Source organism: Mesorhizobium sp. B4-1-4, from assembly GCF_006439395.2.
Lineage (GTDB): Bacteria > Pseudomonadota > Alphaproteobacteria > Rhizobiales > Rhizobiaceae > Mesorhizobium.
In genome coordinates this window covers 2,899,012-2,921,222 of the sequence record NZ_CP083950.1, presented here as the reverse complement: position 1 = coordinate 2,921,222, position 22,211 = coordinate 2,899,012, and the positions used below count along the sequence as shown (strand labels likewise).

19 protein-coding genes are annotated in these 22,211 nt (G+C 62.8%); 11 read left to right on the top strand and 8 right to left on the bottom strand.

Annotated elements, in window-relative coordinates; translation table 11 throughout:
* Window positions 1-182: 182 nt before the first annotated feature.
* The gene (locus FJW03_RS14195) at window positions 183-4,850 is read left to right on the top strand and encodes a hypothetical protein (protein WP_140767423.1); all 4,668 of its coding nucleotides are present in this window, start codon (window positions 183-185) and stop codon (window positions 4,848-4,850) included.
* Window positions 4,851-5,018: 168 nt separating this feature from the next.
* Here the strand turns inward: FJW03_RS14195 and FJW03_RS14190 are convergent, their stop codons facing one another.
* Window positions 5,019-5,987: an ornithine cyclodeaminase family protein gene (locus FJW03_RS14190; protein ID WP_226890664.1), complete on the bottom strand. Its 969-nt coding sequence runs from the start codon at window positions 5,985-5,987 to the stop codon at window positions 5,019-5,021.
* Between the two features lie 461 nt (window positions 5,988-6,448).
* The gene (locus tag FJW03_RS14185) at window positions 6,449-8,323 is read right to left on the bottom strand and encodes a putative bifunctional diguanylate cyclase/phosphodiesterase (protein ID WP_226890663.1); all 1,875 of its coding nucleotides are present in this window, start codon (window positions 8,321-8,323) and stop codon (window positions 6,449-6,451) included.
* A 324-nt stretch (window positions 8,324-8,647) separates the two neighbouring features.
* On the opposite strand from FJW03_RS14185, the gene FJW03_RS14180 reads away from it, so the two are divergent.
* On the top strand, window positions 8,648-8,812 hold the full coding sequence (locus FJW03_RS14180; protein WP_181173363.1) for a hypothetical protein: 165 nt from the start codon (window positions 8,648-8,650) through the stop codon (window positions 8,810-8,812).
* A 299-nt stretch (window positions 8,813-9,111) separates the two neighbouring features.
* The gene (locus FJW03_RS14175) at window positions 9,112-9,552 is read left to right on the top strand and encodes a hypothetical protein (RefSeq protein ID WP_140693148.1); all 441 of its coding nucleotides are present in this window, start codon (window positions 9,112-9,114) and stop codon (window positions 9,550-9,552) included.
* Window positions 9,553-9,568: 16 nt separating this feature from the next.
* Here the strand turns inward: FJW03_RS14175 and FJW03_RS14170 are convergent, their stop codons facing one another.
* From FJW03_RS14170 to FJW03_RS14160, 3 genes are read right to left on the bottom strand one after another with little or no spacing between them, the layout of a single operon-like run.
* Complete coding sequence (locus tag FJW03_RS14170; protein ID WP_140767054.1) at window positions 9,569-10,105, bottom strand: hypothetical protein; 537 nt, start codon at window positions 10,103-10,105, stop codon at window positions 9,569-9,571.
* Window positions 10,102-10,935 carry an SPFH domain-containing protein gene (locus FJW03_RS14165; RefSeq protein ID WP_140611881.1) on the bottom strand — a complete coding sequence of 278 codons (834 nt, stop codon included), beginning with the start codon at window positions 10,933-10,935 and terminating at the stop codon, window positions 10,102-10,104. Before FJW03_RS14165 ends, FJW03_RS14170 begins: the two co-directional genes overlap by 4 nt.
* 60 nt (window positions 10,936-10,995) lie before the next feature.
* Window positions 10,996-11,451: a hypothetical protein gene (locus tag FJW03_RS14160; RefSeq protein WP_140767053.1), complete on the bottom strand. Its 456-nt coding sequence runs from the start codon at window positions 11,449-11,451 to the stop codon at window positions 10,996-10,998.
* A 382-nt stretch (window positions 11,452-11,833) separates the two neighbouring features.
* Here FJW03_RS14160 and FJW03_RS14155 point away from each other — a divergent pair, with 382 nt between their 5' ends.
* Window positions 11,834-12,253 carry a DOPA 4,5-dioxygenase family protein gene (locus FJW03_RS14155; RefSeq protein WP_140767052.1) on the top strand — a complete coding sequence of 140 codons (420 nt, stop codon included), beginning with the start codon at window positions 11,834-11,836 and terminating at the stop codon, window positions 12,251-12,253.
* Between the two features lie 42 nt (window positions 12,254-12,295).
* On the opposite strand, the gene FJW03_RS14150 is transcribed toward FJW03_RS14155, so the two are convergent.
* Window positions 12,296-13,372, bottom strand: a complete 1,077-nt coding sequence (locus FJW03_RS14150) for a class I SAM-dependent methyltransferase (RefSeq protein ID WP_140767051.1) — start codon at window positions 13,370-13,372, stop codon at window positions 12,296-12,298.
* Window positions 13,373-13,708: 336 nt separating this feature from the next.
* Between FJW03_RS14150 and FJW03_RS14145 the strand changes: the two genes are divergently transcribed.
* Window positions 13,709-15,154, top strand: a complete 1,446-nt coding sequence (locus tag FJW03_RS14145; RefSeq protein ID WP_140767050.1) for an adenylate/guanylate cyclase domain-containing protein — start codon at window positions 13,709-13,711, stop codon at window positions 15,152-15,154.
* A gap of 190 nt (window positions 15,155-15,344) precedes the next feature.
* Window positions 15,345-15,488, top strand: coding sequence for a hypothetical protein (locus FJW03_RS14140; protein WP_140693137.1), 144 nt, complete (start codon window positions 15,345-15,347; stop codon window positions 15,486-15,488).
* Window positions 15,489-15,512: 24 nt separating this feature from the next.
* On the opposite strand, the gene FJW03_RS14135 is transcribed toward FJW03_RS14140, so the two are convergent.
* Entirely contained in the window at window positions 15,513-17,726 is a 2,214-nt protein-coding gene (locus FJW03_RS14135; RefSeq protein WP_140767058.1) for a cation:proton antiporter, read from the bottom strand.
* Between the two features lie 192 nt (window positions 17,727-17,918).
* Entirely contained in the window at window positions 17,919-18,611 is a 693-nt protein-coding gene (locus FJW03_RS14130; protein ID WP_140611871.1) for a DUF2270 domain-containing protein, read from the bottom strand.
* A 569-nt stretch (window positions 18,612-19,180) separates the two neighbouring features.
* On the opposite strand from FJW03_RS14130, the gene FJW03_RS14125 reads away from it, so the two are divergent.
* The 5 genes from FJW03_RS14125 to FJW03_RS14105 all read left to right on the top strand — a co-directional run bounded on the left by FJW03_RS14125 (window position 19,181) and on the right by FJW03_RS14105 (window position 22,197).
* Window positions 19,181-19,702, top strand: coding sequence for an Hsp20/alpha crystallin family protein (locus tag FJW03_RS14125; protein WP_140693135.1), 522 nt, complete (start codon window positions 19,181-19,183; stop codon window positions 19,700-19,702).
* A 129-nt stretch (window positions 19,703-19,831) separates the two neighbouring features.
* A complete protein-coding gene (locus FJW03_RS14120; protein ID WP_140767049.1) occupies window positions 19,832-20,563 on the top strand; it encodes a gamma-glutamylcyclotransferase in 732 nt (243 codons plus the stop codon).
* A 414-nt stretch (window positions 20,564-20,977) separates the two neighbouring features.
* Entirely contained in the window at window positions 20,978-21,301 is a 324-nt protein-coding gene (locus FJW03_RS14115) for an ArsR/SmtB family transcription factor (RefSeq protein WP_140611861.1), read from the top strand.
* On the top strand, window positions 21,298-21,729 hold the full coding sequence (locus tag FJW03_RS14110; RefSeq protein WP_140767048.1) for an SRPBCC family protein: 432 nt from the start codon (window positions 21,298-21,300) through the stop codon (window positions 21,727-21,729). Before FJW03_RS14115 ends, FJW03_RS14110 begins: the two co-directional genes overlap by 4 nt.
* Window positions 21,730-21,804: 75 nt before the next feature.
* A complete protein-coding gene (locus tag FJW03_RS14105) occupies window positions 21,805-22,197 on the top strand; it encodes a VOC family protein (RefSeq protein WP_140611856.1) in 393 nt (130 codons plus the stop codon).
* Window positions 22,198-22,211: the final 14 nt, after the last annotated feature.

Genomic DNA, 22,211 nt, shown 5'->3' with positions numbered 1-22,211 from the left:
CAATACGGGTGGCACCATTGAAGGGCGGGAGCCGCGAGAGAATAAATCGTGACAAGTGCTAAGCATTTGTCTTTATTCCGCGTCGCAACCAGCGCTGGAAAATCGGCGCTTACCATGCGAATATACCTCCTTCCCGATTTCCGTGTTGAATTCATACCAAAATTGCGAGTAAAGCTCAAATCGTGTCTAATCCTGATATTAATTTTCGAAATATCCGTAAGCACCGCAGTTCGCAGAATGATGGCTTTGAAGAGCTGACCCGGCAGCTTGTTCTGGCAGAGCCGCCGAAAGGTGCAACAGAGATTGAGCATAGAGGACCTGGGGCAGATGGCGGCGTCGAGATCATTGCACGTTTCGCCGATGGCCGTGTCTTGGGTTGGCAGTCCAAGTACTTCACCGAGGGCTTTGGTTCATCCGAGGTCAGCCAGCTCAAGACGTCGTTTTCGGCCGCGCTGACCAATTTCCCAAAGTTGGAACGGTATTACGTCGCAATTCCCCGGAACCTGTCCGGTCATGCCGAGGGCGAGACTGATACGCAGACGAAGAATTGGAAGAGCTTCAAACAGTGGTGCGAGGATGAAGCGACCGCGCAGACACGGAAGGTCGAAATCGTCTTGTGGGACGACACTTACTTCGTCTCGCGGCTACAAAGGAGCGATCCCGCTCACGCTGGTATGCGGCTCTACTGGTTCGACGAGACGGTTCTGGATCAAGACTGGTTTGAGAGGCAGCTTAGCAAGTCGCTGGCCTTTATCGGCAATAGATACAGGGAGCCTGATCATGTCGACGTGAAGATCGGTGACACGCTCGAAATCATGACCAAAGGGCTGAGATTCCTGCAGCGAATAGAGTCCGTGTGGAGCATCATTGCCAACTCGACGGAAAGACTGGCGGCGGCGATAAAAACGTTGGACATGACCGATAGCCACATCGCGGACTTCGAGCAGGTGGTTTCACTTCTGGGGGAACTCAGCAAGGCTGCTGAAGAAACCGATCCGGGCAAACTGGTGGATCAGCGTATCGCGAGCCTACTGAAGATGTTGCGGGACGTCGAGAATAACGGTTCCGTTGATTTCGTTCTGAGGCAAGCGCGCTTCATGACCCGCAAAGACCCCAAGAAGCCGGACAGTGAACGGGAACCTTACGTTTATCCGCCGAAAATCCGAAACCTCCTCGCGGAACTGCAGAGCGACATCGTGGGTGCCTCGCTCGAGTTTTCGCTACAGGAAATCGAACTGTTTCAAACCCCGGCGCTGCTTGTCGAAGGCGAAGCCGGAATCGGAAAGTCGCATATTATCGCTCGTGAGGTGCAGCGCCACGTTCAGCAGGGACATCCCGCGGTGTTTGTCCCTGGGCGCACACTTGATCAGGGTGATAAGCCGGAAAGCGAAATCCTTCATTACCTCGATCTCAAGGACCTACGTTTCGAAACATTCCTCGGCGCTCTCGATGCCGCCGCAAAAGCGAGTGGTCGTCCGGCGTTGATCGCGATCGACGGAATCAACGAAAGCCTTGATGCTGCCGGATGGGAACCTGGGCTTCCGAAGCTGATTTCTCAGGTCCGGCAATTCGGCCAAATCGGTTTCTGCGCGTCGATCCGATCAGCTTACAAGAAGCTGTGCATACGTCCCGGCCTTGATGTTGTCACGGTACAGCACGTCGGGTTTTCTGCGAACTTGGGTGAGGCTGCTCGCCAGTACCTCGATCGCCACGGCATTGAGCGTCCCTCGGCCCCGATCTTCGAGCTACGGGACATTCTTTACAACCCGCTCTTCCTGACCACAGCGGTCGATTTCCTGCTCGCCAGGAAACAGACCTCGTTCCCCAGGGGGCTGGATTCTATCAGCAAACTAATCGACTTCTGGCTAGAAGCGATCGAAATCAATCTGACCACCAAGAGATACGACCGAATCGAGCGTGGCGACGGAAAGATCTTGGAAGTGGCCGAGGCAATTGCCGCGAAGATGGCCGAAGACGGTAGCGAATATCTGGATTTCAAGACCGCAAACGCCATCTGCGAACAAATCGTCGATCTGGGGCTTCCGACGAAGGCGGCAGATCGTTTGCTGATGAAGCTGATCGATGAAGGCATGTTCCTAGACACACCCGATTACAGCGACAGCAAAACCGGAAAGCACATCTCGTTCGCGTTCCAGAAGTTCAGTGATTATTTTATTGCCGATGCAATACTTCGGCACACAGGCGACGCACTGGCTCTCGCTGTTGCGATCAAGCCGGGCGGAAAATACCACTACCTTTTTGACGAAAAGACGCCGTGGAAGTTTGCCGGGCCACGGACCGCGTTGTTCGCCCTCACAGCGCTACGTTTGGGCAAGGAACTGACGGATATCGAAGTGGATCTCGGCGATCACATATTCTTCTCTGCAGAAGATTTCCTTGCTTCCCTCCAGTGGCGTCAGCGAAATGCTATCCTGGAGGAGACGCGAGAACTGCTGGAGGATATTCGGGCTCGCCCAGCGACGGCCGATGAACCCGAATTGTCCGACGACTCTTATTTCGATGTGCTGCTGAGGCTGGCCGCGATCCCCGGATGCCGGCTCAACGCGCTCTACCTGAAGGAAAAGCTCGGGGCGATGACGTTGGCCGATCGCGATGCGATCTGGTCACTCTATCTTGTTAGTAAGACCGAAACCTACGACGAAGAATGGTCCATCGTCCAGGAGCTTATCGATTGGAGCTGGACGGCACCTGCAGCGGAGATTGGCTCTGAAAAGATACACCTGATCGCGACGACCATCGCGTTGATGACTTCGACAATGGACCGCGAAGTGCGGGACAGCGCGACAAAGGCTCTTTCGAGCCTGCTCATGAAGTTCCCGGCGGAGATCGCTCGGTTGATCGAGGAATTTAAGGACTGGGATGATGCCTACATCCGGGAGCGGGTATTGGCTGCCGCGGTGGGAGGAGCGCTCTACTGTGTTGATGTGTCTATACTCAAGTTGGCGGCGGAAGCCGCAGACCGGATGGTGTTTGTCAAGCAGCCGGTGGAACGTCACGCCTGGGTCCGTCGTTACGCACACATCATCGTGCTTCACGCCAAAATGCGTGGTGCTGCTCTGGGTGCGGACCTCGTCAGCCGAGCTACACCTCCCTACGCATCTCCGCCAATCACGGATTGGCCAACCCTTGCTGATCTCGCGCCATTACATGAAATCGCACGCGATATCTTCAGCTCGGTCATTGGGTATCTTCCCGAGAAAGACGGGTCGAAGCAGCCCATGATGGCTGGTGATTTCGGCCGCTACACTATCTCTGGCATCGACAGCAGCTTCTCAGCGGAGACGAGGGGCGAGAATCCACCTGTCTCGAGAGACATGGAAATCGAGCAATTCTGGGCAGATGTGGAAGGAGCCGATCCTAGGGCGGCCGAAATGCGAACCGAGCTAGAAAGGGCCTGTGCGCAGAAGGCCGAGGGCTCGATGGCCGGATTGCTCAAACACGCCGATATCGAAGCGCTACTCGCCCAAATGGATCACGACGACGATCACGGCGACAAGGTGGAGAAACTCGCCGTTCAAATCGCTAGTCTGGCCTCGGCGGAAGACGCCGAGAGTCAAGGCCTTGAGAAAGCCTATGACGATCTGGAGGCCTCGCTGCTTGCGCTGCTCACGCGTGAGTTGCGCGACCGTTACAAGGCTCTCGAGCCGCTTGCAATTCGCAGCGGTGGCCAGATCGAAAGATTCTCGATTCAGACCGCCAGGAATTGGATCGTTGATCGTGCTCTGAAGCTAGGATGGGACCAGCAGGTTCACGAACCGGTCGAAAGACAAGCCCTCCGGTATTCGCATGGACGCCATGACCATCAGATCGAGCGGATTGGCAAAAAATATCAGCACATCGCCCACCAGGAACTCATCGGCTACTTGGCCGACCACCACTGGTATCTCGACTGGAACAGCCCGGCTTCGATTTTGCGAGAGCTGGAGCGTTTCAACCGGTCCGATATCGATCCGACGTACCTAGCGAGCGAATTCGCGAGGCAGACGAGATCGTTTTTCCCTGAAGCTCTTCAGGTGCCGGAAATGCGCTTCATCCCATCCGAACCGCTCGCAAACATGGAGTGGACGAAAACGCCGGTCGATCTTCCCGATGTGGTTCCGTTTCTCATCCAGAAGGACATCGGCGGCCAGGACTGGTACCTCCAGAAGAGCTTCGCCCGCAGCCTCGGCTACATGAACAACCTCGAGTCGACCGATCCCTTTAAAAGTGCGCAGCTCAGCATCGAATTGGTGCTGTTCAATCCCGAGGATCTAGGAAGACTCGACGAACTCACCACCGAGTCTTTGGATGGAGACGATGGTGACATTTTCGACAACGCCCGGGATTCCCATGCTTTTTATGGGCAGCGAAGCGCTCTGCATCAAACCGGTCCCGTGAAGTTCGAGCTTACTCATGAAATCACGGACATAAAATTCGGCCGATTTGTCGAAAGTTACTCGCCGAAGTTCGGAGAGTACGATTGCAGCGGCGTACCGAGCGATAAAGGCTTCAACGTACCGACAGCGGCACTCTTCAGCCTTCAGAAGCTGAGGCCAAAGGACGCTTGGTCGGCCTATTACGTCAGCGAAGACGGCAAGCCAGCGTTTGTGCACGACCATAACCGCGGAGACGACGGCGTGACGGTGGTGAGAGCCGATGTCATCAAAGATTTCGCCAAGCGGAACGGGCTGAAACCGGTGTGGATCGTGTGGGGCGAGAAGGATGGCGGTAAGGGCAACAATCGCTTGGTCGAGGAAGAGCGGCTGTTCGCGCGAAACGACTTTCTTGGCTTCTACTACGAATTGGACGGCGTCTGGCATGGAAAACTTATCCGCTTCCGAAATTTTTAGTTTCGCAAGCAATCGGAAAAGCAGGGTGGCCGAATTCCAGGAGCGTTGCGGGGTCACAGCATTTTCTGCGTGTCGCCGCTACTGATATCCGCTTTTCGCCTCGGGTGTCCCGGCAGCGGACCGTCGGCTGTCGGGCCCCAAGCAGACAGTTGGCCTCGGCTGCTCGCTTTACGCCCCAACCACCCCAACCGCCCCCGCCCTCTCATACACCAACCCCGCCACCGCAAGATCCCCCACAGCCAACCCTCGAAAAACAAACGCCGTCGTCTCGCCCGCGTTCTGCCTCCCCGCAAAATCCCCGCACACCAGCCCCGTCAGGTCCCCGGCGACCAGCGCGGCGTCGACCATCGGTTTGGCCATATTTCTCTCCTGCTCCAGGTCGTCGACGATGATGCGGTCGAAGCGGGGCATGGTTTCGGGGAGCCAGGGCAGGGCCTGGTCGGTCATCACGGTGAAGCTGCCCGGCTTCAGCCAGTTGGCGTCGAGGAAGGGGGCGGGTTTGGGCACCAGGGGCACCGTCGTCACCACCATGTCGGCGCCTTCGATCGCGGCCCTTGCCGTGTCGCATGGCACTGCCTGCAGCCCGCGCGATTGCGCCATTTGGCAGAGCGCGTCGCGGTTGGCGGTGCCTCGGCCGAAGGCGCGGATTTGGCGCAAGGGGAAGAGGTCGGCAAAGGCTTCGAGGTGGCCGCGCGCCTGCACGCCGCAGCCGATGAAGGCGATGGATGACGCGTCGCTTGCCGCCATGCGCCTGGCGGCGACGGCGCTCAAGGCGGCCGTGCGTTTCGCCGTCACCCAATTGCCGTCGACCAGGGCAAGCGGCAGGCCGGTCTCGGCGTCGAGCAGCGTGATCAGCGCGTTGATCGTGGGGAGGCCGCGCCCGGCATTGCGGGGGTTGACGACCAGCGACTTGGTGGCCAGCACGGGCGGCGTGGAGGCGACGCCGAGCGTCGCCATGATGTAGCGGTCATCGCCCGGCAGCACGACCGCCTTCGGCGCGCACCAGACTTCGCCGCGCCTCTGGCCGGCGATCTGGCGTTCGATCTCGTCGACGATTTCGGACGTCGAGATCGCCAGGCGATCGAGATACGCCGAAGACAGATAGGGCAGGGTCTCGGCTTCTATTTGAGTGTTCATGCGGTCATTTTCCAATGCGGGGCTGCAAACTAGCAAGCGGGTGGCAACCGCATAGGGTGGGGCGCTTTCTCTCCGTCCCGGCTTTGGCGGGCTTTCCCACTTTGTGGGCAGGCAATCGCCTATGGCCGCTGCTTTTGCCTTACGAGTACCCCCAGCCCTAACTTGCGGGGGCGAGCCACGGGTCTCGCCCGTCCTTCGGACCCCCACAAGGGGGAGGGGGACTTCCGTCGACGCTGATCCTCGCAAATTGAGCATGTTTCTTTTTTGAGCCAGGGCGGAAGCGACGGTGCGCGCGGCAGCTTCCCTCCCCTTTGTGGGGAGGGTTAGGGTGGGGGTCCCCTTCGCAAGAATCCATTTTGCCATAGCCATGACTTTGTGAGGACGACGAAACGCCGGCTCGCAAGCCATGTTGCCGCCGTCGAAGCGCGGGCGCGGAGCAGCCCAGCCGTATCCGCCGCCACTCAGGCCGCGCTGCCGCTTTGGGGCTTGCGGCGGGAGGCTGGATCGAGGAGGGCTTCAGCGAGCGAATTGCTGGAGCGGGCTGCCTGGAAGGCCAGCGCCTCGGGCGCGGGCAGGGCCGGCGAGAAGAGGAAGCCTTGCGCCACCATGCAGTCGAGCGAGCGCAGGATCAGGCGGTCGGCGTCCGTCTCGACGCCCTCGGCCATGACCTCTATGCCCAGCGCGCGGCCGAGATCGATGACCGTCTTGACCAGGGCCTGATCCTCGACCGACTTGGCGAGGTTGCGCACGAAATGCTTGTCGATCTTGATCTTGCGGATCCGGCTGTCCTTCAGCGCGACCAGGGTCGAAAAGCCGGTGCCGAAATCGTCGAGCACGATCGATATGCCGGCGTCGGCGAGGCGCCCGACCTTTTCGTCGACCCTGTCGCGATCGACCGGCGCTTCCTCGGTGATCTCGATCTCCAGCATCGCCGCCGGCACGTTCCTCGCCTTCAACAGGTCCAGGATCATGTCGTCGACATTGCCGGCCTCAAGCTCGCGCGGCGACAGGTTCATGGCGACGCGGACATCGCGGCGGCCGGTTTTCACCAGCGCCTCGATCATGGCGCAGCAATTGCGGAACACCGTTTCCGTCAGCAGCGGCAGCAGGCCGGTTTCGCGCGCCGCGGTGACGATCTCGGGCGGGGAAATCGGCCCGTGGATCGGGTGCCGCCACCGCAGCAGCGCTTCGAACCCGACGACGGCATTGGTGTCGAGGCGCACCAGCGGCTGGAACCATGAGCAGAGCGCGCCGGCCTCGCAGGCGCCGCGCAGGTCGCGCTCGATGTGGTGCTTGCGTTCGAGCGCGTGGTCGAGCCCGGCATCGAAGAGACAGTGTTCGTTCCGGCCCTTGCGCTTGGCCGCGTAGAGGGCGAAATCGGCCCTGAGCAGCATCTCCGTCAATCGCGGCCTGTCCGAGACATAGATGCCGATCGAGGCGCCGACACGCACCGAGTTCAACGCCGGATCCGGTTGCGCGATCGCCGCGATGAGCGTCGAGGCAAGCGCGTCGGTCGCGGGCGCGGATTGGCAGGCGGGGAAGAGCAGCACGAATTCGTCGCCGCCGATGCGCGCGATCGTGGCGCCTTGCGGGGCATGGGTCTCAATGCGGCGCGCGACCTTGACCAGCAGATCGTCGCCGATGTTGTGGCCATAGGTGTCGTTGACAGATTTGAAGCCGTCGAGGTCAATCAGCATGGCCACGAACGGACCATCGGAAAGCCCCAGCCGGCCGATCGCCTGTTCGAGCCCATACCGGTTGAGCAAATTCGTCAGCGGATCGCGCCTGGAATTGCGCTCCATCTCGGCGGCGAATTCCCTCGCCTCGTATTTGAGGCGGCTGGTCTCGCGGAAGCGGGCCTGTCCGATCAGCGCGCTTCTGACCATTCCGGCGAGGAAAAGCAGGACGGTGAACGCCAGGATGTCGTTCTCGATGCCGCCTTTGGCCAGCACGCATCCGGCGGCGGCCAAAAGCGGCAGCGTCATGAAATTGAGCGCGGCCGGTGCGTATGACGCCGAGTAGGTGACCGAGCCGGCCGACAGGCCCGCAAGCACGATCAGATAGAGCGGCGCCTGGGGCGTGGTGTAGCCGTGCGCCAGCACAGCCAGCAAGGACCAGGCAATGCCGGACACCAGAGCCAATGCGCCGTAGAGGGCAAGCCGGGCGCTGACCGGCCTCGGCCCGCTCCCGGAAATGTCCGGCTGGGCGGCGGCAAGCGCCAGGCGCGCGCAATTGATGATGCTGATCGCCGCAAACCACAGCACCGCCGCCAGACCGCCGCCGGAAAGCATCTGCACAGCCAGGATCAGGGCCGACAGCACAATGCCGACAGGCATGGAAATGAAGATCCCTTTCCTCAGATCAGCGAACTGATCGCGGAGGATCCCCGTTGCCACGGCTTCGCTTTGCCCTTGGGGAGTGGGGCCAGCAAACCACCGCTCGTCATGCCTTGCCATTGCATGGTGTTAGGGCAGTGGAATGAAAATCGTGTTAAGGATTTCAGCGGTTTACGGTGCATTTCTCGAATAAAGGCAGGCGACGCGCCATTCCTAGGGGCCACGGGAGGCGCGGTGGGGTTGCCGGGCAGCAAGCCGGACCGTTGCGGAGCCTTCCGAGCGCGCTATCTGGTTCAGCGGCCGGGAAAGGGAGGCCGCGCAGCAATGAGCCGTGTAGCAGTCGCGCTTTACGTCCTGGGCATGGTGGTGATCATCGTCGGGGCCGATTTTCTGTTCCTCAGAGGCCGGTTCTGGGAGCGGCTGGCCGTGAACATCGCGATCGTCTGCGTGTTCGGAGCTTTCTATCTCCTGGTCCTTCGACGCCGTTGAACCGGGCGCGCCCTCGTCCCGGGCGGCGCCAGCCAGCGTGGCCAGCCCTCGATCGGCCGCGGGCATTGGCCGGGGGCTGCTGACGGTCCCTGACTGGCTCGGGAAGCGTCGCCAGCTTGGCATTTTGCAGGCCAAATGGTCAGGCCGCCTTGTTTCGCGGCGGCCTTCCCAAGCCGGGTTCGGGCCAAAGCCGGATTTGGGCGCTTGCTGGAACCAATGGCGGGCCAGACTGTTTAGCCTTGACTTTGATGCTGACGTGCCGGCCGACTGGATAAGCGGCGATCTTGAGGAGCTTCATCATGAACATTTCGTCCAGGGTTCGTTCCGTCGCGGTTGCCGCGATAGCCGTTGCGGGCGTGGGCTTTGCCAGCGCCGCGCATGCCGACAGCGGCACCATCCGCTTCTCCGTCTACAAGGCGGCCTTCTTCGTCGGTGGCTCCGGAGGCGAAGGCACGCTGACCTTCCATGGCCGCCGCTATCCCATCTCGATCGGCGGTGTCTCGGGCGGTCTCGCCTTCGGCGTGTCCAAGACCTATTTCCAGGGCACCGTGCGCCACATCAGGCGCGCCCGCGACGTGGCCGGGGTCTACGGCGCGGCGGGCGGCGGCGGCGCGGTCGGCAGAGGCGCCCAGGTGATCGTCATGACCAATGACAAGGGCGCCGAGCTTCAACTCACAGGCAGGCAGGTCGGGCTGCAGGTCAACGCCGATCTCAGCGGGATGAGCATTTCGCTGAGGTAGGGGCGGTTTCCCTACCTCACGACAGGAACGATTGTCGGTCGCGCAACGTCGCCGTGATGGCGGCGATGCCGTCCTCGATCTCGCGCCGGTTGGCCAGGATCGCATTGCCGGCAGCTCCTTCGACGATCGATCGCAAGAGGTCGGCCTGGCCGACGAGCACTGCGTCCTTCTCCGCCAGGGCGGCGAGCGTTGCGGCTTCCAACCGGTAGCGCTGGGTCATGCGGTCATTCTCCGGCACCGGCTGATGGCGGATCTGCCCTTCGAGCGCGCCGACCTCGCGGCCCAGCCGCTCGAGCGCCTGGGCGTTGGCGACGATGCCGGAATCGGGGAAGGGATTGGCCCGCGAAGGCGGCTGGATGTTCTCGCGGCGGTACCGGGCCTCGGCCTCGTCGACGGCCGCCCGGGCGCGCGCCAGCAGCGAGGACGCCATCTGGCGCACCCGCTGGTCGTCCGCGCGGAGCTGGTTTTCCTGGCGGTAGAAATTGTAGCCATAGCCGTAGAACAGGTTGATCCCAACCTTGGCGAGCGGTCCGACCTCGTAGAAGCGGCTCATCTTGTCGCGCCCACCTCATCGCCGAGCGGATAGAAGCCCGTGGGCTGGCCGCCAATATTGAAGGGCACGCCGGCGGCGGCGTTGGGTGCGGAAACCAGGCCTTTGTCCGCCATGCGCAACGCCAGATAATAGCGCACCGCCTCGATCGGGCTCAAGCCGATCGCCTGCAGCGAGATCAGTTCGCGCATGCGCTCGTCGCGCGGCATGATCAGGACCTTGAGGTCGTTGAGCATGATGCCGTAGACCTTGAGGAAATCGGTGAGGTGCAGCTTCACCGCCTCGCGGACATCGCTGATCCGTTCGTTGATGTTCTCCATCTTGGTGACCTGGATGATCTGGTTGATCGCCTGCTCGATGGCGGGTCCGGCATAGTCGGCGATTTCCTTCGTATCGATCACCGCGCCCGCGAAAGGCATGTGGGTGATGAGATCGAGCGCTTCCTGCTTGCTGTCGATGTGGATGTAGTAGTCGACGACATAGGACATCTCCGCCATCTCGGCGCTGGTCGCGATGCCCTCATTGCGCACCAGAAGCTTGGAACGGTTGATGTAGATGACCTCGTAGACCCAGGGCGACGATCCGCCGAAGAAACCCTGGACGACCGATCCGACCAGCGGCTTGTCCGGAGTCTGGAGCTGATATTGGCCGGTCTCGTAGACGTTGAGCACCGCGCCGCGCGATTTCAGGATGCAGAAATGGTTGCTTTCGACGGTCAGCAGCGAGCCGGAAACGATGCTCTCGTCGACGATCTTCATCGCCACGGTCCGGGTGCCGAGCGCGTCCGTGCCATCGCGCTGCAGCGACGTGATTACCTGCCTGGTGATCGCCATTTCGAATTCCCCTCCGTTGTGCCGGCACGCCCTGCGCGTGCCCAGATCCTCGCGGCGCGCCTAGCGCGGCGAACAGAGGCCCTTGCCCCTGAATGATTGCTGAAGCCGGGCGGTCCGGTCGGTGCGCTGGCGGTGGCCGGCGTCACCATCGAGCAGGTACTTGGCCCGCCGCTTGTCGCGCGCCGGCGATGCCGTCCTCGTTGGCGCAACCGCCTTCCTGACAGGCTCCATCGCCCCGGCGGAATCGAGGCCGACACCTGTCCCGACCGTGGACTCTCGAATGGCGCGGCTGACAGCCTGCCCGATCAGCTCCTGGCCGTTCTGGCCAAGGAAGTTCGAGACCAGTCCTGCAAGGTCGGCTCGTATTGCCTCACCCTGAGCGTCGCCGGCAAGGTCCAGCAACGGCGAAGCGGGGCCGCTGGCCTCGGCTTGCAAGGCTCTTGCCGGGCGCCTGCTCTTGCCCAGCCGCTGCCAAAGAATGAAGGCGATGACGAGTGCAAATACAACAAACGACATTCGACCAGCCCCGCTCAGTGGTCCGCGTTGATTGCAGGATTGAAGATGATGATACCGGACGCCGCCCGTTCAGCGCGCCTTTGCGCCGCCCTGGAACGCTCCGTCCTCAAGCACCGACAGTCGCGCTCCAAAACCCTTAGAGATCACTGGCGGCTCGAACCCCATTCCCTCCCGGCAATTTGTCGACCACATTTCTTTCCCGGACAGCGCTGTCCGGGAACTATGAATGGGCAAATGCTGTCTATTTGATAGGGTAAGTCCCAGGTGGCGGCCATACACGATATCGAGAGGTCTTTGCGGCAAGACAGGTAAGGCAGGCTCCGGCGTCGTGCTTGGGGTATAGTTCCGCCGGGCGCCGCGAACATCAAGGGAGGACATTGACGTGAACCAAGATGCCGCCAGTCCAAGACCGCTCGCCGAGATTGCCAGCTATCACGCCCATATCTACTATGACGGGCAAACCGAGCGGCAGCATGCCGAATGGCTGCGTCTTCGCATCGGGGAGCGTTTCCGTGTCCGCCTGGGCAACTGGCATGACAGACAAGTCGGCCCGCATGACCAGGCGATGTACCAGGTCTCCTTCGCCAACGAGATTTTCGCGTCGCTCGTTCCGTGGCTGATGCTGAACCATCGGGGCTTGAGCATCCTCATCCACCCGAACACGACCAACCCCAGGCGCGACCATCTGGTCGATCCGATCTGGATAGGCCGGCCGCTGGCGGTGCACGGCGATATCCTGGGCGAGGATCACGAGGCGGAAGAGGCGCTGGAGCCCAACACCGAGCCGACGCTGCCGGCGTAGGCGTTTCTTGACATAGCCGCGACCTCCCTTGCCCGGCCGGCCTTACGGGCGTGCCTCGAGCACCATGTTGAACGGGGTTTCGGTGGCGCGGCGGAACCGCTTGAACCCGCCACCCGACACGACCTTGCGCAGCCTCGCCTCGCCGGCCTGGGCGCCGAGCCCCAATCCGACTTCCTGGGACAGCGAGGCCGGCGTGCAGATGAAGGTCGAGGCGGCATAGTAGATGCGGCCGACCGGGTTGAGGTTGGCCGAGAGCTGGTCGTGGGCGAGAGGCTCCACGATCATCCAGGTACCGTCCGGCTTGAGCGCCTTGTGCACATGCCTGGCAGCCCCCTCCGGATCGCCCATATCGTGCAGGCAGTCGAAGAATGCGACGAGATCGTAGGTGCCTGGGAAATCCTTGGCCGCCGCAACCTCGAAGCGGGTGTTGCCGGCAACGCCGGCCTCCTTCGCGGCGGCACGGGCGCGCTCGATCGACGGGGCGTGATAGTCGAAGCCGGTGAAGCGCGAGTTCGGGTAGGCCCTGGCCATCAGCACCGTCGAGGCGCCGTGGCCGCAACCGACATCGGCGACGTCCATGCCGCTCCCCAGCCTCTCGACAACGCCGTCGAGCGCCGGCAGCCAGGAGCCGATCAGATTGGCGTTGTAGCCTGGCCGGAAGAAGCGTTCGGTGCCGCGAAACAGGCAGGCGCTGTGGTCGTGCCAGCCCAACCCCTTGCCGGAGCGAAAGGCCTCCCGCACCTTCTCCTCGTCGAGCCACAGCGTCGAGACGGCCTCGAACGCGCCGGCCATGAAGGCGGGGCTGTCCTCGTTGACGAAAACCTGCTCCTGCTCGGGGCTGAGGTAGAAACTGTCGCCGGCCTCGTCATATTCGACATAGCCGGCCGCCGCCTGCGCCGACAGCCATTCGCGGACCAGCCGCTCCTGCGTGCCGGTCTTTTTGGCAAGCTGTCCGGCGGTCATCTCGCCGCCTCCGCTCATGGCCGCGAACAAGCCGAGCCTGTCGCCCAGCAGCACCGCAGCTCCGGTGGTGATGGCGCCCAGATCGCCGATCATCTTTCCAAGCAGCGCCTCCAGTTTCTCCTGGTCAGGCTGGGTCTCCTTGTTGCGCTTCAGCATCGGCTTTCTCCTCCGGCTCGATCCCAAACACTTGCCATGGGCGACAAGCTTGATCCCGTCGCCGGGATGGCCTCGCCATGACAAATCATTGTACGCCCCGCGGCGACTGGCTGTTACAGCTTCACAGCAACGTGACCGACACCTGGGAATTCTCAGCGAGCGCGGCCCGGCCAGCGCATCAGAGCGAATGTGCCAGCTCAAGAACGGCGTCTGCTCCAGTGCGCCGCCCGCCGTTCTGAGGCTCCTGGACAGACCGTCGTACAACGAAGGAATTCATCCATTCGCATCGCGCTCGTTTTTTAGTAGGCTGTCGCGAGACAAGGTTGAGGATCCGGCATGACGGCAATCAACGATCGTCTTCTCGAAAGCAAGATGACCAAGGTGGAGCAGGCGCGAGCCTGGAGCCCACGCGTCATCTCGAAATTCGAGACGCTGATCAGGGACGCCGACGACCACTCGCTCTATCGGGTCAATCCGCGGAGCTTTGCGCGCGACCGCGCAATCGCCGAGCCCGAAGCAATCGACCTCTTCCTTCATGCCGCCCGCTGTGGCCTGTTCGACATGAGCTGGGATGTGCTCTGCCCCCAGTCCGGGATGGTGCTCGACAGTTTCGGCGCCCTGCGCACGCTGAAGACCCACTATGTCTGTGGCCTGTGCGACGTATCGGGCGACACCGACCTCGACGACTTCATCGAGGTCACCTTCTCGGTATCGCCGAAGTTACGGCGCCTGCCGTACCACGATCCCGAGACGCTGCCCGTCGAGGATTTCCACTGGAAGCTCCACTTCGGACATGACGGGCGGCTACCGGGGCAAGGCGTTCGCTTTCTCGACGTTCTGCGCGGCTTCGTTCGGGGCATGACGTTTCTGCCGCCCGGAACCACCACGGTGCTCCGCGCCGACCTGGGACCGGGCGCTCTCGCGGGCGTCAACGTGCGGACGCAGGCCGCATTCGCCGTGCCAATATCAGGCGATCCGGCGTCGGCGCCGACACTTCTGAAGATCGATTATGACGGCAAACGCTTCTTGCCGGCGCTGCCAGCCGTGCCACCTGGTCCGATTGTCATCGAGGTCGCGAACAGGGGGCCAGCACGCGGTTCGTTGCTTGTCATCAACTGGCCGCCCGAGCTCGTCGCGCTGACTACCAAGCCGGCGCTCGATTTCGAGCCTTATGTTTCCGGTGGAGCGCTGCTTGCGCGGCAAACCTTCCGCCAGCTCTTCCGGTCCGAACGTGTCGACGAGAAGGAGGGGCTCGGCATCCGGCAGATCACCTTCCTGTTCACGGACCTCAAGGGTTCGACCGCCATGTACGAGCGCCTGGGCGACCTCAACGCCTATGCTTTGGTCCGCGAGCATTTCGCTTTGGTCAACGCGGCGGTTCAGCAACATTCCGGAGCGGTGGTCAAGACGATCGGCGATGCCGTGATGGCCGCATTCTCGCAGCCGTCGGATGCGATTTCGGCCGCACTCCACATCTTTGAAGAAATCGATCGCTTCAACAGCGATCATGACGGGCCAGGGATCATCCTCAAGATCGGCGCCCACTGTGGACCTTCGATTGCCGTGACGCTCAACGACAACCTCGACTATTTCGGCCAGACCGTGAATGTCGCCGCGCGCGTGCAGTCCCTGGCGGACGCCGGACAGGTCTGCATTTCCGAGGCGCTCCATTCCGCGCCCGGGGTTAGCGAAATGCTTGCGGGCCATCGTGTCGTGGCTTTCGATGCGCCTCTTCGAGGTGTGGAGGGTGATGCAACTGTCTATCGCATTATGCGGGGATAGACACGATTGCGGAGAGTCGACTGGAACAGGCCTCGCCGCGCAATGCTCGGCTATTCGAACGAATTTCTTTGCAACTCGTTAATTCGGCCATGCTGTAAATAAGCGCCTTCTAATACATTCGACCCAAAAGTGCTCAGCGGTTTTGGGATAACGACATGTGTAAAAACGGATGGCTTCGCGGGGGTACGCAATGACCAAGAATCTCGGCAATGCACTCTACACGCCGGCGAAGGAGCAGCAGAGCTCCGTGCTGGGCAAGGTTGCGCCGGCACTGTTTCCGCTGGTCGTGGTGGCGCTTGGCTACATGATCGGCAGGCAATTCTTCGGCATATAGGATTACAATCGCGGCGAAGACGGATCAGGCGCCGGTCTCGGCTTTCGCCTCCTCGGCCGGGGCCTCGCTACGTCTGACGCGCTCGCTGGCCAGGAGCACGACCGGACAGCCGACGGCGGCCAGCACCGCCGTGGCGGTGTCGCCGAAGAACAGCTCTTGGCCCGGCCGTTGCGTGACACCCATCACCACCATCGCGGCGCCCTTGGCCGCTTCCCTGGCGATGGCCCTGTCGGGCGTCGCGCGGGCGCGGATGGCGGTGTCGACCGTAACGCCGTAGCGATCGGCGAGATCGGCGACGTCCTTCAGCACGGCTTCCTCGCGGCGGTGCGAAACCGAGCTTGGCGGGCTGCCCTTGCGGGCCTGCGAGACATAGAGGACCTTGACGCGGGCTCGGTGCGGACGCGCCAAAGCGAGGGCGAAATCGGCGGCGCGCCGCGCGACTTCGGTGCCGTTGACCGGGACCAGAACCGTTGCGCCGGCGCGCAGCATCGGCATCTTGCCGGTGTCCTTGGCGCCGTTCAGCACCAGGCACAGCGGGCCGTCGAAACCGCTGGTGATGTCGTTCAGCGTGCCGCTGAAGGTGCCGTTGTCGGTCAGCGCGTTCTCCAGCCCGACGAGCAGAAGGCCGTAACCCTTGCGGGCTTCCGCGGCGATCGTCTCGGTGGTGGCTTCAAGTTGGGTGCGGGCTGTGAGATGCATCTTGTCGACGGGCGTGTCCTCGGCCTTGCTGACGGCCCTGGCGCTCCTGGCGGCACCCTTCTTGACCTGGTTCGAGGCCCGCTCCGGACCTCTCTCGCGGGCAGGGCCGGGCAGTTCCGCGCCCTCGAGGTGGAGGAGCGTGGTCGGCATGCCGCTGCCGCCGCCGACCAGCCCGGCCAGATAGGCGGTGAACTTGCCGACCGGGCTGTCGTCGACCAAAAGCAGCAGCCGCTCCAGCTTGGAGACGAAGCCGCGTTCGTCGAGCAGTTCGCGGTCGACGCGCTGCTTCTCGGCATTGCCGACGGGCAGGCGGCCGAGCGCCCAGCGCAGCATGGGCGGCATGGCCAGCGTGGTGATGACGGCCATAGTGACGATCATCGTGAACAGATCGTGGGAGAGGATGTTCATCGACAGGCCGATGCTGGCGACGATGACCTCGGTCGAGCCGCGCGCGTTCATGGCGCTGCCGACGGCGGTCGCTTCCTTCAGCGACATGCCGGCGAACCGGCCGCCGACGAAGGCGCCCGAGAATTTACCGATGCTGGCGATCACCACCAGCGCCAATGTCAGCAATGCCAGCGTCGGGTCGGCAAGCACGGTGAGGTCGGCGGACAGGCCGGCCATGCCGAAGAAGACCGGCATGAAAAGCGCGGTGATGACGCCGCGCAGCTGACTCTCGATGTGGTCGGACAGGATCGGCGATTCCCCGACCAGGATGCCGGCGACGAAGGCGCCGAGTACCGTGTGGACGCCGATCAGGTTGGTGATCAGGGCCATCACGCCCATGATGATCAGGATGACGGTGATGACGGCATATTCGCTGCGGAAAGAATCATTGCTCCAGCGGATCAGCGTGAACACCAGACGGCGGCCGATGGTGAAGGAGAACACCATGAACAGCGCCACCTCGGCCACCGTGGCGATAAGCGGCAGCACCTGCAGGCTGCCATTGGTGGCGATGCCAAAGGTGACGGCGATGATCAGCCAGCCGATCGTGTCCTCGATGATGGCCGAGGAGATGATGATCTGGCCGAGATTGCGGCGCATGAAGTTCATTTCGCGCACCACCATGGCGACGATCTTGACCGAGGAGATCGATAGCGCGGTGCCGAGGAACAGCCCGGCGACGACGCGTTGCGTCGGGTCGGGCAGCAGGGAGCCGGGCAGGAATTGCGCCAGCGCGAAGCCGCAGACGAAGGGCACGACGACGCCGGTGATCGAGATCGAGAAGCAGGCCGCACCCACCCGGCGCACCAGGCGCAAATCCGTCTCCATGCCGGTCAAGAGCAGGAGCAGCAGGATGCCGAGCTGCGAGACGGCGTCGATCATGCTTTTCTGGGCGGGGTCGCTGGAGAATATCATGTGCTGGGCGCCAGGCCATATCAAGCCGAACAGCGATGGGCCGAGCAGAATGCCGCCGATCAACTGGCCCATGATCGCCGGCTGGCGGTAGCGCTGGAAGATCTCGCCGAGCCCGCGCCCGACCAGAAGCAGAAGGACGATTTCGGCGACGAACAGCCCCTCGGCCGAGCCGCCCATGCCCGAGGCATGGCCGGCGGGCTGCGCGGCGAGGGCGCGGCTTGCCGGAGCCAGGGCAAGGATGGCCAGCAGGACAGCGGCCACAATGCTGCGTGACGCCGTTGCCGGTTGACGGTTCATGGGCTCCCTCAAACGCCGCTGCGGACTGACCATCACAACGCGCGGCCGGCGTTTGCGTTGCAGCCGTTGTCGTCAGACGTGGACGTCGCCAAAGGAAAGTTCGCCGTCGTCGGCGGCCGAGAAAAGGACGATGGCGAACAGGCTGGCATAGAATGCCGCCACGACGATCACGATCGCTACACCGGGAATGGGGCCAAGGGCGGCGCTGTCGACCGCTTCGCGCAGCGAACCGACGAAGCCGGTCCGCACACCCACGGTTTGAAGGCTGGGCGTTGATATCTTCAGCACCCATGCCAGCAGCAGGATCAGGAACAGGTAGATGTAATTCCGGCGCAGGCGACGCGCCAGGGCTGCGCGATGAGACAGCAGGAACTTCGGCGCGCGCAGGCCTTCGCCAACGATAAGCAGCCAATCCGAGGCGAAATCGGGTTGTGGGGAGAAGATCTGCGCGAAATAGTGGCGTTCGAACTGACGCACGCGAGACCGGTAGAAGTCGAAAAACCGGTAGCGGCGTGCCTCGATCCACAGAAGCAGCAGGATCAGCAGCATGGCGAACAGCAGCACGCCATGATGCGCGCTGGCCGCCGACAGCGACACGGAAAGCATCGCCGCCACCACGGTGATCGCCCAGTTGGTCGTCCTGTCGAGCCGATCGCGCCATCCAGCCATGCGCGCGATCTCGGCGCGGTGGAAATGCGACAGCGTGTTCACGCGCTCCGTCGATGACAGGACGGGGCCCGCGGGTTTTGCCGACGCGTCGTTCATGGCATCCTCCGGCCAGGACTATAACCGTTTGCCGGCAACATCGTTCCCCGCCCCGCGAACGGATTGGCACGGCGAGCCGCCGATTGGCTTCGAGGCCGCGCGGCTGCCGTTCCAGGCTGGGATGAAGGCCGTCGATCTCGGATGCCGCTGGTGGCGCGTGGCCACGGCTTTGGAATCGTCTCGCCGGGCGCCTTCGCCGACGGTCGCTGGCGACGATCACATTGCATTACCAGGTCTTGAACCCGCTGCAACGGACCCCAGATCGACCGTGCCGGCGCCAGATGAGGCCGGTGCGGACGCGCGCCGCTTCGTGGGCGGCGTCGGGCGGTGGTTTGGTGACCATCGAACTCGGGGCATCATGTGCCGGAGGCGGTGACGCCTCGCGAGGACCGCGACCGGGCAAAAGCGTTCCCAACGGTGGAGCGGATCGGACCAAAAGCAGGGCGAAAACAGCGAGCGCAAATGGGGTCGGCAGCGATGCCCGCGTCTGTCGGCGCATTGTCCCCCGGAGCATGGCAGCCAGAGCATGCAAGCGTACCAGAAACAGGATCAAGAAAGGAGAAAGTGCAATGACCATTCGTGATCTCATGCCGTGGGGCCGCGATACCAGCCAGTCTCCGACCCTCTTTCGCGAAGACGACCGGGACCCGTTCATGGGTCTGCATCGCGAGATGAGCCGCCTGGTCGACGACATGTTCCGCGGCTTCAATTCGCGGCTTCCCTCCATGGGCAGGTTCTCTTCGGCCGGCCCCGGTTGGCCCAGCATGGAAATCACCGAAACGGACAAGGAGGTCCGCGTGACGGCCGAGATACCCGGCATGGACGAGAAGGACATCGAGGTGCTGCTCGATGACGGCGTCCTGACGTTGCGGGGCGAAAAACACGCCGAAACCGACGACAAGGAGCGCCAGTTCTCCGAGCGGTTCTATGGCCGCTTCGAACGTCGCATCCCGATCGGCTTCGAAGTCGCAGAGGACAAGGTCGCGGCCGATTTCCGCAACGGCGTCCTGTCCGTGACCTTGCCGAAGTCCGAGAAGGCGCAGAGCAAGGCGAAGCGCATCCCCATTGGCGGCAAGAGCACCAAGCACTAGAGCAGACCCAGCCGGGCGGGCGCGACGCGCACGTCCGGCATCAGCCGGCGGATTTCGCCACCGGCCGCACGGCCCTCTTGAGAATCCCCCAGCCTTCGGCAACATGGCGGCAAGACTGGGAGCGCAAGAATGAGCAAGGCCATTTCCACCGCACCGCGAAAGTCCGTACCGCGCAAATCGCCGATGGCGCTGACCGAGGCTCTGGTGGCGCGCACCTTGCGCGTGGTCGAGGATGCCGGGCCGACACCGGGCATGGTCTATATGCGCGACGCCGATTATGCGCGGTTTCGCGACGAGATCCTGGCCAGCGCGCCACCGGGGCCGCTGAAGCTGTTCGCCTATGGCTCGCTGCTGTGGAAGCCGGCCGGCGAGGTGAGGGGTGGCGAACGGGCGGTGGCGAGAGGCTGGCACCGATCGTTCTGCTTCACCGTGCAGCGCTTTCGCGGCACGCTCGAGCAACCTGGCCTGATGATGGCGCTCGACCGCGGCGGCCAGTGCCAGGGCATGGTGTTCGAGATCGCGGAGCCGATCGCCGCCAATCTGGAGGCGCTGCTGCGACGCGAGATGACCATCCTGCCCGCCGTCAACGTGCCGCGCTGGCTGCAGGTCACCACCGATGGTGGGGCAGACCGGGCGCTCGGCTTCGTCGTCGATCCCGCCAATCCGCGCTACGCCGGCAAGCTCGACAAGCCTGCGGTCGCGGCGACGCTCGCCCGCGCCGTCGGGCACTGGGGGTCGGGCGCCGAATATCTGTTCGAGACGATCCGCCATCTCGATGCCTGCGGCATACGCGACCGCAATCTGTGGCTGTTGCAGGAACTGGTGGCCGAAGAGATCGGCCGCACGCACGGTGCCATCTAGCGACGGATCGCCTGCCTTGGCGAGAGATCAGCCGAAGCTTTCCAAAGTCGTCATCCCTGGGCGAAGCAGGAGCGAAGCTCCGTCGCGGAGACCCTGGGATCCATGCCGCGACCTTTGCCGTGGAGTGCAGCGGAGCAGAATTCTAGACCGTTGCAACGCTCTAAAATCGCGGCATGGATCCTGGGGTCTCCGCTGCGTCGCTGCGCTCCTTGCTACGCCCCAGGATGACGAAGCGATTGATGTTTCCGCCAATCCATGATGTCGCCTATCAGCAGGCGAAGTCCTGAGATGTCGCCATAGCGGCCCTCGACGATCGAGGTGCACAGCGTGGCGCACCTCTCCAGTCTACCCCTTGACGAACATATATCTCTGTGGTTATACATTAACCAATAGCCATCGGGTTATGGATTGCGAATGCAGGACGCTCACGACATGCTCTTCAGGACGCTCGCCGACCCGACCAGGCGGGCGATCTTCGAACGGCTGTGCCGCCAGGGCGAGCAGACAGTGGGGGCGCTGACGACGCAGTCCGGCGTCTCGCAGCCTGCGGTGTCGAAGCATCTCGGCGTGCTCAAGCAGGCCGGGCTGGTGCGCGATCGCCATGAAGGCCGCCAGACGCATTACAGCGCGCAGCTTGGGGCGCTGACGCCGCTGATGGACTGGACACGCGAGATGGCGGGGTTCTGGGAGAGCCGGTTCGACGACCTGGAAGATTTGCTCAAGAGGATGGACCAGTGAACGATAGTGTCACGGAAAACCGCACGGTCGTCGTCGAACGCCAGATTTCCCATCCGCCCGAAAAGCTCTGGCGCGCGCTGACGCAACCGCACCTGATCGAGGAGTGGCTTATGAAGAACGATTTCAATCCGGTCGTCGGCCATCGCTTCAACATCAGCGCCGATTGGGGCGGCGTGCTGGACTGCGAGGTGCTGGCGGTCGAGCCGAACAAGACGCTGTCCTACACCTGGAACTTCGCGCATCACGATCCGGCCTTCGATCTCAGGAGCGTGGTGACCTTCACGCTTACGCCGACACCAACCGGAACGCATCTGCGCATGGAGCAGTCCGGCTTCCGGCCCGATCAAAGGCGGGCCTATGGCGGCGCCAAGGTGGGATGGCCGCAGTTTCTCGAGAAGCTGGAACAACTTCTGGACCGGACGGACTGAGGTCTGCCGGCCGATTGAACGCCACACTGATTTCACCGGGCGGTCCACCGCCAGCAAGACCTATGGAGGATTACGATGAAGATCAAACTGACCAGCATCTATGTGGACGATCAGGAAAAGGCGCTTGCCTTCTACACCGGCGTGCTCGGCCTGACCAAGAAGGCCGATTTCAGCAACGGGCCGTTCCGCTGGCTGACGGTCGCCTCGCCAGACGAGCCCGAGGGCACCGAGCTGCAGCTGGCGCTCAACGACAACCCGGCGGCCAAGGCCTACCAGCAGGCGATGTTCCAGCAGGGCCAGCCCGCGGTGATGTTCTTCACCGACGACGTCAAGGGCGAGTGCGAGCGCATTGCGGCGCGCGGCGCCAGTTTCAAGATGCCGCCGACCGAGGTGACCGGCTCGACCATCGCGCAGCTCGATGACGGCTGCGGCAATCTCATCCAGATCACCCAGCTGGCGCGCTGGTAGCAGCGGCCGATTTC

Excerpts from the sequence above, each read along its gene's own strand:
- FJW03_RS14160 (WP_140767053.1), bottom strand. The coding sequence starts at position 11,451 with ATGTCGTTTGTTGTATTTGCACTCGTCATCGCCTTCATTCTTTGGCAG.
- FJW03_RS14140 (WP_140693137.1), top strand. The coding sequence starts at position 15,345 with ATGACCAAGAATCTCGGCAATGCACTCTACACGCCGGCGAAGGAGCAG.
- FJW03_RS14130 (WP_140611871.1), bottom strand. The coding sequence starts at position 18,611 with ATGAACGACGCGTCGGCAAAACCCGCGGGCCCCGTCCTGTCATCGACG.
- FJW03_RS14150 (WP_140767051.1), bottom strand. The coding sequence starts at position 13,372 with ATGCTGAAGCGCAACAAGGAGACCCAGCCTGACCAGGAGAAACTGGAG.
- FJW03_RS14190 (WP_226890664.1), bottom strand. The coding sequence starts at position 5,987 with ATGAACACTCAAATAGAAGCCGAGACCCTGCCCTATCTGTCTTCGGCG.
- FJW03_RS14115 (WP_140611861.1), top strand. The coding sequence starts at position 20,978 with ATGCAGGACGCTCACGACATGCTCTTCAGGACGCTCGCCGACCCGACC.
- FJW03_RS14135 (WP_140767058.1), bottom strand. The coding sequence starts at position 17,726 with ATGGGCGGCTCGGCCGAGGGGCTGTTCGTCGCCGAAATCGTCCTTCTG.
- FJW03_RS14175 (WP_140693148.1), top strand. The coding sequence starts at position 9,112 with ATGAACATTTCGTCCAGGGTTCGTTCCGTCGCGGTTGCCGCGATAGCC.
- FJW03_RS14125 (WP_140693135.1), top strand. The coding sequence starts at position 19,181 with ATGACCATTCGTGATCTCATGCCGTGGGGCCGCGATACCAGCCAGTCT.
- FJW03_RS14170 (WP_140767054.1), bottom strand. The coding sequence starts at position 10,105 with ATGAGCCGCTTCTACGAGGTCGGACCGCTCGCCAAGGTTGGGATCAAC.
- FJW03_RS14185 (WP_226890663.1), bottom strand. The coding sequence starts at position 8,323 with ATGCCTGTCGGCATTGTGCTGTCGGCCCTGATCCTGGCTGTGCAGATG.
- FJW03_RS14105 (WP_140611856.1), top strand. The coding sequence starts at position 21,805 with ATGAAGATCAAACTGACCAGCATCTATGTGGACGATCAGGAAAAGGCG.
- FJW03_RS14165 (WP_140611881.1), bottom strand. The coding sequence starts at position 10,935 with ATGGCGATCACCAGGCAGGTAATCACGTCGCTGCAGCGCGATGGCACG.
- FJW03_RS14145 (WP_140767050.1), top strand. The coding sequence starts at position 13,709 with ATGACGGCAATCAACGATCGTCTTCTCGAAAGCAAGATGACCAAGGTG.
- FJW03_RS14180 (WP_181173363.1), top strand. The coding sequence starts at position 8,648 with ATGAGCCGTGTAGCAGTCGCGCTTTACGTCCTGGGCATGGTGGTGATC.
- FJW03_RS14120 (WP_140767049.1), top strand. The coding sequence starts at position 19,832 with ATGAGCAAGGCCATTTCCACCGCACCGCGAAAGTCCGTACCGCGCAAA.